Annotated in this window: 12 protein-coding genes; 3 read left to right on the top strand and 9 right to left on the bottom strand. The window is 71.5% G+C overall.

Annotation, left to right across the window (positions count from 1 at the left end):
* Positions 1-74: 74 nt before the first annotated feature.
* From CEQ11_RS00895 to CEQ11_RS00920, 6 genes are all read right to left on the bottom strand, one after another.
* Complete coding sequence (locus CEQ11_RS00895; RefSeq protein WP_088477443.1) at positions 75-914, bottom strand: Pr6Pr family membrane protein; 840 nt, start codon at positions 912-914, stop codon at positions 75-77.
* Between the two features lie 107 nt (positions 915-1021).
* Positions 1022-2221 carry a glutaminase gene (locus CEQ11_RS00900; RefSeq protein ID WP_088477444.1) on the bottom strand — a complete coding sequence of 400 codons (1200 nt, stop codon included), beginning with the start codon at positions 2219-2221 and terminating at the stop codon, positions 1022-1024.
* 5 nt (positions 2222-2226) lie between these two features.
* Entirely contained in the window at positions 2227-2910 is a 684-nt protein-coding gene (locus CEQ11_RS00905) for a GNAT family N-acetyltransferase (RefSeq protein WP_067189992.1), read from the bottom strand.
* Positions 2911-3070: 160 nt separating this feature from the next.
* The gene (glpK, locus tag CEQ11_RS00910; RefSeq protein WP_067189990.1) at positions 3071-4618 is read right to left on the bottom strand and encodes a glycerol kinase GlpK; all 1548 of its coding nucleotides are present in this window, start codon (positions 4616-4618) and stop codon (positions 3071-3073) included.
* A gap of 47 nt (positions 4619-4665) precedes the next feature.
* Positions 4666-5391 (bottom strand): MIP/aquaporin family protein, encoded by a 726-nt coding sequence (locus CEQ11_RS00915; RefSeq protein WP_067189988.1) that lies wholly within the window; start codon positions 5389-5391, stop codon positions 4666-4668.
* A 99-nt stretch (positions 5392-5490) separates the two neighbouring features.
* Positions 5491-7233, bottom strand: coding sequence for a glycerol-3-phosphate dehydrogenase/oxidase (locus CEQ11_RS00920; protein ID WP_070639463.1), 1743 nt, complete (start codon positions 7231-7233; stop codon positions 5491-5493).
* A 184-nt stretch (positions 7234-7417) separates the two neighbouring features.
* On the opposite strand from CEQ11_RS00920, the gene CEQ11_RS00925 reads away from it, so the two are divergent.
* The 3 genes from CEQ11_RS00925 to CEQ11_RS00935 all read left to right on the top strand — a co-directional run bounded on the left by CEQ11_RS00925 (position 7418) and on the right by CEQ11_RS00935 (position 10546).
* Positions 7418-8824, top strand: a complete 1407-nt coding sequence (locus tag CEQ11_RS00925) for an FAD-binding oxidoreductase (protein WP_088477445.1) — start codon at positions 7418-7420, stop codon at positions 8822-8824.
* Between the two features lie 127 nt (positions 8825-8951).
* A complete protein-coding gene (locus tag CEQ11_RS00930; protein ID WP_083315336.1) occupies positions 8952-9758 on the top strand; it encodes a GTP pyrophosphokinase family protein in 807 nt (268 codons plus the stop codon).
* Positions 9759-9790: 32 nt separating this feature from the next.
* Complete coding sequence (locus CEQ11_RS00935; RefSeq protein WP_088477446.1) at positions 9791-10546, top strand: TVP38/TMEM64 family protein; 756 nt, start codon at positions 9791-9793, stop codon at positions 10544-10546.
* A 14-nt stretch (positions 10547-10560) separates the two neighbouring features.
* Here CEQ11_RS00935 and CEQ11_RS00940 read toward each other — a convergent pair whose 3' ends face one another.
* Genes CEQ11_RS00940 through CEQ11_RS00950 form a run of 3 tightly spaced genes read right to left on the bottom strand, consistent with a single transcriptional unit; the run spans position 10561 to position 11653 of the window.
* Positions 10561-10932: a gamma-glutamylcyclotransferase gene (locus CEQ11_RS00940; protein ID WP_227718658.1), complete on the bottom strand. Its 372-nt coding sequence runs from the start codon at positions 10930-10932 to the stop codon at positions 10561-10563.
* Complete coding sequence (locus CEQ11_RS00945) at positions 10929-11300, bottom strand: 4a-hydroxytetrahydrobiopterin dehydratase (RefSeq protein ID WP_193762958.1); 372 nt, start codon at positions 11298-11300, stop codon at positions 10929-10931. Before CEQ11_RS00945 ends, CEQ11_RS00940 begins: the two co-directional genes overlap by 4 nt.
* Before the next feature lie 41 nt (positions 11301-11341).
* The gene (locus CEQ11_RS00950) at positions 11342-11653 is read right to left on the bottom strand and encodes a helix-turn-helix transcriptional regulator (RefSeq protein WP_088478826.1); all 312 of its coding nucleotides are present in this window, start codon (positions 11651-11653) and stop codon (positions 11342-11344) included.
* Between the last annotated feature and the right edge of the window lie 182 nt (positions 11654-11835).

Consider the following 11835-nt stretch of genomic DNA (forward strand, 5'->3'; position numbering starts at 1 on the left):
GGGTCCGGCCGTGGCGGCCTGCACGCCAGGGGCCGGACCTCCGTCCGTGCGCGTGACCCGGTCGTCGACGGCTGTCAGCGGTCCCCGCGATGGACAGAGAGGAGCCTGTCCGCCTCGGTGAGGCCCATGAGAAGCCCGGAGAACAGGGTCAGGATGCCGGCGAGCACGCCGGAGACGGCCGTGAGGCCGTAGCGCTTCACGTCCAGGAACGGATACGGATACCAGTCCACGCGCGGGCCACGGGCCATGGTGATCCCGGTCCAGGTGAGGGGCAGGGCGGCGGCGAGGAGCCGGCGTCGGCGGTTGAGCTGGCCGCGAGGGTCGAAGGCCGCCCACACGACCGGGGCGAGCAGCGGGTTCACCACGTGCTGGACAGCGTCGTTGGCGCGGTAGAGCAGGGTGTCCTTCCCGTGGCCGCGCAGCACCGTGTTGTAGACCAGCCCCGTGACCATCACCGACCCGAGTCCGGCGGCGCGGACGGCCCAGAAGACGTCCGAGCGGGGCGCACGCCGGGCTGCGGCCAGGACCAGGGAGGTCACCGCGACCACGGCATTCGAGCACCACGTGAAGTAGGCGGGCTGGTTGAGGACGTTGCCCCAGCCGGCCTCGAAGCCGCCCCGGTAGGAGGTCCCCTCGAACACCGGGGTGCCCTTGGACGCGCCGATCACGAAGGAGCTGGCGCAGCCGGCCAGCGGCAGCAGCCCGGCGCCGAGCCAGGCCGTGCGCGCCAGACGGGTCGGGGCAGGGTCCCTGCGGCGGCCGCGCAGCAGGGCGCGCAGGCTCACCGTGGACGTCCTCTTCGGCGGCCGCGACCAGCGCACGCCTGAGGCCACAGTGGGCTGCGCGAACCAGCGCGTCAGGGGCCCGGCCGAGGCACGGCGGCGTGGCACGGCGTGGTTCAGGGTGATCTGCATGGGGGTTCTCGCAGGGTCGGGGACATCGATGGTCCCCCATCCTGACATGAACAGCAGGTGAACAACACCCCTTACCCGCGAGAACACAGGGGGTCGTGAGGGTGGTCTCAGAAGAGCTGGTCCGGATCCTCCACATCCACGGTGAGACCGTCCTCGCGCAGGCGGCGGATGCCTTCCTGCACCATCCGGCGGCCGACGTCGGTGACACGGTCCACGCGCTCAAGGCTGACCACCACACGCTCCGGGCGTTCCTGGCTGATCTCCACGAGCGCCGCCTGCACGGCCTCGGCACCGCCGAAGCGGATCACGCCCTGCAGGTGGAGGCGGACGGCGTCGTCCTCGCGGCGGACGAAACGCACCACGGTGGCGCCGAGCGGGTCGGCCTCCATCAGGTGCAGGTTCAGGTCCTCGGAGAGGCGGCGGAAGAACTCCATGCCGCGCACCGAGTTGCCGTGCTCGTCCAGGCGGGGCGAGTACACGCCGATGCCGACCTGCCCGGGCAGGGCTCCCATGACGCCGCCGGCCACGCCGGACTTGGCCGGGATGCCCACGTCCGTCAGCCACTCGCCCGCGGCGTCGTACATGCCGGAGGCGGACATCACGGAGAGCACCTGACGCGTGACGAGGGAGCCCAGGACGCGCTCACCGGTGAGGGGGTGCACACCGCCGGCGGCGAGGCAGGCACCCATCACGGCCAGGTCCCGCACGGTGACCCTCACGGAGCACTGCGCCACATAGCCGGCCACGATGTCCTCGGCGCGGTCGTGCAGGATGCCGTGGCTGCGGAGCATGTGGGCCAGCGCCAGGTTGCGGTCCGCGCAGTTCATCTCCGATTCGAAGGTCGCGTGGTCGATGCTCAGCTGCCGGCCGGCCAGCGTGGACATCAGCGAGACGACACGGTCGATGCGCTCCTGACGCCCGGCGTACGGTCCCACGAGCAGCTGGTGGGTGGCCAGCGCGCCGGCGTTGATCATCGCATTGTCCGGCCGCTTGGACTCCGCCTCCAGGGACAGCTCGTTGAAGGCCTCGCCGGAGGGGTTGAGGCCCACGAAGCGGTCCACGGTCTCCACACCCCGGTCCGCGAGGGCGGCGGCGTAGGCGAACGGCTTCGCGATGGACTGGATGGTGAACTCGGTCCGGTCGTCACCGGCGGAGTGGAGCCGGCCGGTGACGGTGGCCACGGCCGCACCCAGGGGACGGGGGTCCGCCTGCGCGAGCTCCGGGATGTACTGCGCGACCTCTCCGTGCTCCAGGTGGCGGATGGACTCCAGGACCCCACGCAGGTAGTCGGGGACGGGATGCTGCATGCGTCTCAGTCCTTCTGCCACATGGCGGTCAGGTCGTTCGTGCCCTTGGTCCCGATCGTCTCGACCTCCTCGAACCCGAGCTTCTCGTAGAAGGGCACGTTGTCCCGGGTGGAGGACTCGAGGTACACGCCCACCCCCTGCTGCCGTGCGTGGGCGATGCGGTGCTTGACCAGCCCGGAACCGACCCCGCGGCCCCGGGCGGCCGGGGTGGTGCCGAGCTCGGTCAGGTACCAGTGGTCCTCGGACGGGCGGGCGCGGTCGCAGGCGGCGGTGGTGCGCAGCGCGTCCCAGGCTCTGGCGCCGTGGGTGCGCACGTAGGTGGGCACACGGCTGAGCTGGTCCCGCCAGGTGGGGTCCGAGTGTCCGGGGCGTTCCCAGAGGGCGACGCCCAGGACGGAGCCGTCGGCCGGATCCACGGCCACGTCCACAGCGCCGCACGGCAGGCCGTCAGAGCCTTCGGCGAGCATGGACCTGATCATCCGGACGAACTTCACGGACAGGCGGGCTGCGTGGCCGTCCGAGTCGCCGGGCAGCAGCCCCGTGGTGAACGGGTCCGTGGCGAAGGCCTCGGCGAGCACGCCGGCGACGTGCTCCACGGTGGTGCGCGAGGCGTCCTGGGCCGTGAGCGTCTCGATCTCGAAGGAGGAACGGTGGGCAGGGCTGGGCGGGGCGGCGTTCGTGGGGGTCATCGTCTCCATCATACGAAGCCGCCCGCCGCGCCCCCGGGGCGGGGCCTCCGCACAGGCGGAGAGCGGAAGGGGCGACGACGGCACGCACCGGGCATGCCGTCGTCGCCCCTTCCGGACGGGGTCGGGTCGCGGCGGCGGCCCTGCCCCGTGCGCCGGTCGGTCAGCTCTCCTGGAGAGCGTCCACGTCCTCGTCGATCCAGCCGCGGGTGCGGTCGACGGCCTTCTTCCAGAGGCGCAGGCGCCGCTCGGCCTCCTCCTCGTCCATCTGCGGCTCCCAGCGCGTGTCCTCGGACCAGTTCTCTGCGAGCTCCTCCTGGGACTCCCAGAATCCGACGGCCAGGCCGGCGGCGTAGGCGGCGCCGAGGGCGGTGGTCTCGATGACCTTCGGCCGGACGACGGGCACGCGCAGCAGGTCCGCCTGGAACTGCATCAGCAGCTCGTTCTTGACCATGCCGCCGTCCACCTTGAGCTCGGTGAGGTCCACCCCGGAGTCCGCGTTCATGGCGTCCATGACCTCGCGGGTCTGGAAGGCGGTGGCCTCGAGCACGGCGCGGGCGATGTGACCCTTGTTCACGTAGCGGGTCATGCCGACCATCGCACCGCGGGCCGAGGAGTCCCAGTACGGGGCGAACAGGCCGGAGAAGGCGGGGACCAGGTAGACGCCGCCGTTGTCCTCGACCTCCTCGGCGAGCCTCTCGATCTCGGGGGCGTCCTTGATGAGGCCGAGGTTGTCCCGCAGCCACTGGACGAGCGAGCCGGTGACCGCGATCGAGCCCTCGAGGGCATAGACCGGCTTCTGGTCCCCGATCCGGTAGCAGACCGTGGTCAGCAGGCCGTTCTCCGAGTGCACGAGCTCCTCGCCCGTGTTGATCAGCATGAAGTTGCCGGTGCCGTAGGTGTTCTTCGCCTGGCCCTCCTCGAAGCAGGCCTGACCGAAGGTCGCCGCCTGCTGGTCGCCGAGGATGCCGGAGATCGGCACTCCCTTGATCAGCGTGTGCGGGCCTCCCGTGCCGATCTGGTCCGACGAGGAGCTGACGATCTTCGGGAGCATGGACATCGGGATACCCATGTCCGCGGCGATGTCCTCGTTCCAGTCGAGGGTGTCGATGTTCATCAGCAGGGTGCGGGAGGCGTTGGTGACGTCCGTGACGTGCTCACCGCCGTTCCTGCCGCCGGTGAGGTTCCAGACGACCCAGGAGTCCGTGGTGCCGAAGAGCAGGTCGCCGTTCTCCGCGGCCTCCTTCGCACCGTCCACGTTCTCCAGGATCCAGGTGACCTTGGGCCCGGAGAAGTAGGTGGCCAGAGGCAGGCCGACCCGCTCCTTGTACTTGTCGTCGCCGTCGTCTCCGGCAAGGCGGTCGCAGATCTTCTGGGTGCGGGTGTCCTGCCAGACGATCGCGTTGTAGACGGGCTTGCCGGTCTTCCTGTTCCACACCACCGCGGTCTCGCGCTGGTTGGTGATGCCGACGGCTGCGAGGTCGTCGCGGGTGATGTCCGCGCGGGACAGGGCCTGGCCGATCACCTCGCGGGTGTTCTTCCAGATCTCCATGGGGTCATGCTCGACCCAGCCCGCCCTGGGGAAGATCTGCCTGTGCTCCATCTGCCCCAGGGACACGATGGTGCCGTCGTGGTCGAACACGATCGCCCGGGACGAGGTGGTCCCCTGGTCGATCGCCAGGACGTACTTGTCGGTCTTGTCAGCGGACATGGGCTTCTCCTTCGAAGCTCGGGGTCGGTTTCAGGCGTGCGGGGCCCTCAGGCGGCGAAGGCCATGGAGGCCAGGCCGGCCAGAACGGCGCCGACGAGGGGGCCGACGATCGGCACCCAGGCGTAGCCCCAGTCCGAGCCGCCCTTGTTCGGGATGGGTGCGACGGCATGGAACATGCGCGGGCCGAGGTCACGGGCCGGGTTGATGGCGTAGCCGGTGGGGCCGCCGAGGGAGGCGCCGATGCTCAGCACCAGCAGCGCCACCGCGAGGGGGCCGAGGCCGGAGGGGGTGTTGCCGAACATGAGGATCACGAACACCAGCACGAAGGTGGCGATCACCTCCGTGATCATGTTCCACACGGGGTTGCGGATCTCCGGGCCGGTGGCGAAGGTGCCGAGGATCGTGGCCGGGTCCTCCTCCTGCGCGTAGTGGTCGCGGTAGGCCAGCCAGGCCAGGGCGGCTCCGAGGAAGCCGCCGATCATCTGGGCCACCAGGTAGGCCACGGTGTGCCCGAAGGTCACGGCGATGCCGGGGGCGTACTCCGCGGCACCGCTGGCGAGCAGGCCGACGGTGACGGCCGGGTTCAGGTGGGCGCCGGTGGAGAAGGCGACGTAGACACCGGCGAAGACACCGAGGCCCCAGCCGAAGTTGATCAGCAGCCAGCCGCCGCCGTGACCCTTCGTCTTCGTCAGCGTCACATTGGCCACGACGCCGACGCCGAGCAGCAGCAGCATGGCCGTGCCCGCGATCTCGTGGAGGAAGATCGTTCCCATATGTTCAGTCCTTGTGTCGGTTCGGGAGTGTTGCGGCGACGCGGCGGTCCGCCGCGGCACCACTGGCCCCGCCTCCCCACTTGAGGGAGCGGGCCGAGGTCAGTCGGTGGGGTCCGCGTCCGCAGCCGCGAGCGCCTGGGCGGCCGCCGCGTCCGAGTCCGTCTGCTCGCCGCGCCGGCGGGCGTCCATGAGTCCCCGGTAGCGCTCCACCTCGGCGGCCCGGCGGGCCTCGTCCCAGCCGAGTTCGGCTGCCACGATCGCGGCGACCTCATCGGCGGCGGCCACGCCGCGGTCCGGGACCTCGGTGGACAGGCGCGTGCGGCGCTCGAGCACGTCGTCCAGTCGGACCACGCCCTCCGCGCGGGCCGCGTAGACGATCTCGGCACGCAGATAGCGCGGCGCCGCCTCGAGCGGCCGGCCCAGATCGGGGTCCGCGTCGATCAGTGCGAGCACGTCCCGCAGGACGGTGCCATAGCGGGACAGCAGGCGGTCCGTGCGCACCTCGTCGAAGCCGTAGTCCTCGGCGATCTGCTCCGCCTGCTCGGCGATCTCGGCGTAGCCGAGGCCGCCCAGCACCGGAATGTGCTCGGTGAGGCTGGGGCGCGTCGGATGGGTCTCGCGGGTGACGAAGTCCATGACGTCCTCGGCCATGGCGCGGTAGGTGGTCCACTTGCCGCCGGCCACCGCGGTGAGCCCGGGAGCCACCTCGGTGACGGTGTGCTCGCGGGAGATCTTGGTGGAGCCGCCGTCGTCGGCCGTCTTCACCGGCTGCAGCAGCGGCCGCAGCCCGGCGTAGGTGGCGATCACGTCTTCCCGGGTCAGGTGCTCCTTGAGGATCTCGTTGGCGTGCTCGATCACGTAGTCGATGTCGTCCGCAGTGGCAGCCGGATGCCGCACGTCCTCCTTCCACGGGGTGTCCGTGGTGCCGATGACCCAGTATTCGTCCCACGGGATCAGGAAGAGCACGGACTTCTCCGTCTTGGTGATGACGCCGGTGTGCGGGTCGGCCTCGATCCGGTCCTTGGGCACGATGATGTGGACACCCTTGGAGGCGAGCACCTCCAGTCCCTCCTCGGCCTCGGCCAGATCCTGCTGCTCCTGGGTCCAGACACCACCGGCCAGGACCGTGGCGCGGGCGTGGACGTCGAACTCCTCGCCCGTGATCTCCTCGCGCAGGCGGGCGCCGCAGACGCGGCCGTCCCCGTCCCGGAGGTAGGAGACGACCTTCGTGTAGTTCGCGGCGAGCGCCCCGTGGTCCACGGCCGAGCGGACGAGCATCATCGCCAGGCGGGCGTCGTCGAACTGCGCATCGGCGTACTCGACGGCACCGACGATCTTCTGATCGTCCAGCGCGGGGATGGTGGCCGCCATGGAGCGGCGGGTGAGGTGGCGGTGGCCGGCCACCGCGCGCTTGCGGCCCAGGGATTGCATCGCGTCGTACATCGTGACGCCGGCGCCGATGAAGCCGCGGTCGATCACCTTGTGGAAGAACGGGAAGACGAAGCGCAGCGGCCGCACCAGGTGCGGGGCCGTCTTGGTCAGCAGCAGGTCCCGCTCGCGCAGCGCCTCGTAGACGAGCTTCACGTCCAGCATCTCGAGGTAGCGCAGGCCGCCGTGCATGAGGCGGGAGGAGCGCGAGGAGGTGCCGGACGCCCAGTCGCGGGCCTCCACGATGCCCACGTCCAGGCCGCGGGTGGCGGCGTCGAACGCCGCGCCGACTCCGGAGGACCCGCCGCCGACGATCAGCACGTCCAGCGGCGCGTCCGGACCGGCGCCCTTCAGGCGGGCGAGGTGGTCGGCGCGGAGGTCTGCGGAGAGGTCGGTGGTGCGCAGCGTGGGCAAGAGCGGCTCCCTCGGATCAGTGGTCGGTGCTCGGGCGTCGGGGCGGGGTGCTCCTCGACGGCCTGACATGTAGCCGCCATTCAAGGCGAACACTGTGACCTGCGCAATACCCCCCAGCCGACGACTCGGTGTCGGAGCCCTCGCCCGCGCAAGTCAAAGCCATGTCATGGGTCACACTGGACCCATGCAGACCGACCGCCGCTCCCCCGACGACGTCCTGACCCGCCTCTCCGAGTCCCTGCCCGGCCGCGTGGACACGGCCGCCGAGGTCCTCGCCGCCGCGCGGACCGACCGCTCCGGCCACCGCTCCGGCGCGGACCCGCTGGCCGTGGTGCACGCGCAGTCCGTGGAGGACGTGCAGGCGGTGTGCCGCATCGCGGACGAGACCCGGACCCCGCTGGTCGTCCGTGCAGCGGGGTCCGGGCTGGCCGGCGGGGCCGTGGCCGGCGCCGGCGAGCTCGTGCTGGACCTGACCGGCATGGACCGGATCCTCGAGGTGTCCCCCGCGGACCGTCTGGCCGTGGTCGAGCCGGGCATCCTCAACGGCGACCTCAACCGCGCGCTGGCCGAGCACGGCCTGTGGCGGGCCCCGGACCCGGCCTCCAAGGACATCTCCACGGTGGGCGGCAACATCGCGATGAACGCCGGCGGCCTGCTCTGCGCCAAGTACGGCGTGACCCGCGAGGCCGTGCTGGGCCTGAAGGTGGTCCTGGCGGACGGTTCGCTGATCGAGATGGGCCACCGCAGCGTCAAGGGCGTCACGGGCTATGACCTGACGGCCCTGATGATCGGCTCGGAGGGAACGCTCGGCGTGATCGTCGAGGCCACCCTTGCACTGCGCCCGGCGGTCCCCGGCGAGGTGGTCACACTCGGCGCGTTCTTCCCGGACGTCGTGGCCGGCGCCGCCACCGCCGCCGCGATCACCACGGCAGGCCTGGTGCCGGCGATCATGGAGCTCGCGGACGAGGCCACCCTCGCCGCGATCAAGGACTACGCCGGCCCGGACGGCGCCGACCTGCCCGAGGAGGGCGCGTTCCTGCTGATCCAGGCCGACGGCCCCGGCGCAGCGGCCGAGGGCGCGCGCATGCTCGAGTTGGTTGTGGCCAACGGCGGCACCGGACGCATCGCCGAGACCCCCGAGGAGGCCGAGCGCCTGGTCGCCCTGCGCCGCAGCGCCTTCCCCGCCCTGGAGCGGCTCGGGACCCCGCTGGTGGAGGACGTGGCGGTGCCGCGCACCAAGATGGTCGAGATGTTCGCGCAGATCCGTGAGATCGAGGCCCGCACCGGCGTCCGGATCCCCACTGCGGCCCACGCCGGGGACGGCAACCTGCATCCGATCCTCGTGTTCGGCGAGGCCGATGGGGTGGGCGGCTCCGGCGAGATCCCGCAGCACGTGTGGGACGCCGCCGGCGAGGTCTTCCGGGCCGCCCTGGACCTGGGCGGCACCCTCACCGGCGAGCACGGCGTCGGCCTGCTCAAGCGCGACTTCCTCGCCGCCGAGCTCGGCGAGGTCCAGGACGGGCTGCAGCGCCGCATCAAGGCCGTGTTCGACCCGCACGGGATCATGAACCCCGGCAAGGTCTTCGTCTGAGCCGGCCGAGCGCCCACGGCGGGCCGGACGCGGAGGGCGAGCCGCCGTCGTCGTGGACCGCCCCGGTTCTCCACAGGCGACGCCCACCTCCAGCGACAGCGCAGACTCGATCAGTACCCTCGAGACCATGCCCTCTCCCGTACCGCAGCCGGACGAGCCCCCGGCCGGCGACGCCGCTGCCCCCGGCTCCACCCTGGTGCCGCTGAGCGGCACGCCGGTCTCGGATCTGACGCGGCTGCCGCCGGCGGTGGCCCAGGCGCTGGACACGATGCGTTCCGAGTTCGAGCGCTTCGACCTCGAGTACCGCTCCGCCCTGAACCAGGTGGAGTCCCGCCTGGAGGTGCTGCAGGACGAGTTCACACACCTGCACGACTACAACCCGATCGAGCACATCGCCACCCGGGTGAAGTCGGCCCAGTCGATCCTGCGCAAGGCCACGGCCCGCGGGCTGACCTTCGACCTGGACGAGCTGCGCACGGAGATCACGGACATCGCCGGCGCCCGCGTGGTCGTCTCCTTCAGCGCGGACGTCTACCGGGTGTTCGAGCTGTTCACCGCCCAGCCGGACATCGAGCTGCTGCAGGTGAAGGACTACATCGCCGAGCCCAAGGCGAACGGCTACCGCTCCCTGCACTGCATCGTGCACGTGCCGGTGCACTTCTCCACGGGGGTGAAGCTCGTGGTGGTGGAGGTGCAGTTCCGCACGAGCGCCATGGACTTCTGGGCGTCCCTGGAGCACAAGATCAACTACAAGTTCGACGGGGACATCCCGCCGCACATCGTCACCGAGCTCACGGCGGCCGCGGACGTCGCCAACGAGCTCGATGCCCGCATGGAGCACCTGCACCGGCAGGTCCGGATGCACGAGGCGGACGCGGAGGACGAGGGGCTCTTCCCGGCCGACATGCTGTTCACACCGTCCGAGGAGGAGTAGAACCGGGCCCGGATGGGGGAGGATGACGTGCTGTGAGCACCCCGCACCCCTCCTCCGGCCCCGACGTACAGTCGGTGCTGCGTGCCGTCCTGCTCGTGGCGGTGGCGGCCGTGTTCCTGTGGCTGGCCCTGACGGTGCGCCTGCCGGAGCTGGACGAGCTGCGCGAGACCCTCGACGATTACGGGGCGTGGTCCGGGCTCGTGTTCGTCGGGGCCTACGCCGTGGTGGCGCTGACGCCCATCCCGGTGACGATCATGGCCGTGGCCGGCGGCCTGCTCTTCGGTCCCCTCGCAGGGTCGCTGCTGTCCGTGGCGGGGGCCTCCGCAGGGGCGGTCGGGGCGTACGGCGTTGCCCGGCTCGCCGGCCACCAGGTGGTCATGAAGGGTCTGGGTCGGCACGCACACCGGATCGAGGAGGCCCTCGAAGAGCGCGGGTTCCTGGCGATCATGGCCCTGCGCTGCGCGCCCGGCCTGCCCTACTGGCCGGTGAACTACGGTGCGGGCGCCGTGGGCGTGCCGTGGGGCACGTTCGCGCTCGCCTCCACGCTCGGCTCGATCCCCGGTCAGGTGTCTCTGGTGTCGATCGGCGCGTTCATCGCGAAGCCGGGAGTGGTCAACGGCGTGATCGTGGCCCTCGCCTGGGTCGCCGTCCTCGCGCTGACCTGGTGGTCCGCACGCCGCTGGAAGCGGCAGCGGGACGAGGCCCGCGAGGGGCACGACGACGGCCGCTCACCCTCCGGGGGCTCCTCGCCGTCCCGTCCGGCTGGGTCGGCCGACGGGGACGGCTGAGACTCCGCCACCGTTCAGTCCCGCTGCGGCGGGACGGCCTCGGGGACGAGCTCGTAGATCCAGGCAGTGACGGTCTGCTCCTCCACCGGCACCTCGGCCTGCACGGGGACGCGGCGGTAGCCGGGACCCTCGAACTCGTCGAGGCGGCCCCAGTGGTCCGGCAGGTCCGCGGAGGCGAACAGCTGCACGGGCACCGCGTCCGCGGCGGGGTCGAGCACGACGCCGGGGTAGCCCTCGGCACGGCCGACGCCCGAGGGATAGAGCCGGGCACAGATCAGCGCCGGCGTCCAGGTGCCGTGCATGCCCTCCATGATGTGCTCGTTCGGCTCGCCGGGGCGGAGCGTGCCGTAGGCGGCGAGCAGGTGGTCCTGCGGTGGGACGCTCACGCGTGATCCTCCGCGGTCAGGCCCTCCCCGGCGAGGATCTGGGAGACGGTGCAGGCCATGCGCAGGTCACGGGAGGTGAGGCCGGAGACGTCGTGGCTGACCAGGGACACGGCCACGCGGCCCCAGCCGAACTCGAGGTCAGGGTGGTGGTCCGCGGCCTCGGCGGCGGCGGCGATCTGGTTCACGGTCATCAGCGCGGAGGCGAAGTCCGGGGTCTGGCAGGCGGTGTGCAGGCGGCCGTCGCGGACGGTCCAGCCGGCCAGGGCCTCGTCCTGGGTCAGGGCCGCGGCCACGGCCTCCTCGGAGTGGACCTCCTTGGCCGGGGCGGACAGCAGGGCGTTCAGGTCTGCGGCGGAGTTCTCGCTCATGGATGCCATTGTGACCGGCCGGCGGCACCGCACGCGAGCCCTCAGCCGAGGTCGAGGAGCGCCCGCAGCCGGGCGAACGCCTCCGGCACCACCGTGTAGTGCGCCCAGCGGCCCCGCTTCTCCCGGGTCACGAGTCCTGCCTCCACGAGTCGCTTCATGTGATGGCTCACGGTGGGCTGGGAGATGCCGAGCTCCTCTGTGAGCTCGCACGAGCAGACGGCGGCGCAGTCCTGCGCGGCGATGTGGGACAGCAGCCGCAGCCGCATCGGGTCGGCGAGCGCCTTGAGGGCCACCACGTGCTCGGCGGCCTGCTCGGCCGTGAGACCGCGGACGGCGGAGGAACAGCAGGACATGGCGTCGAGGCTACCGGTCTCGGGGGCCGACAGGGGGACATATCGATGTTCATCGATGTGTATGCTGACCCCGTCCACCCCGCAGTCCTCGCCAAAGGCACCCACCATGCCCTCCTCACCGCACCGACCGCCGGAGGCGCCGTCCTCGTCGGCGGCCGCCGCCTGCACTCGGCCGACCCCCG

The sequence above is a fragment of the Micrococcus sp. FDAARGOS_333 genome, assembly GCF_002206575.2.
GTDB classification, from domain to species: domain Bacteria; phylum Actinomycetota; class Actinomycetes; order Actinomycetales; family Micrococcaceae; genus Micrococcus; species Micrococcus lylae.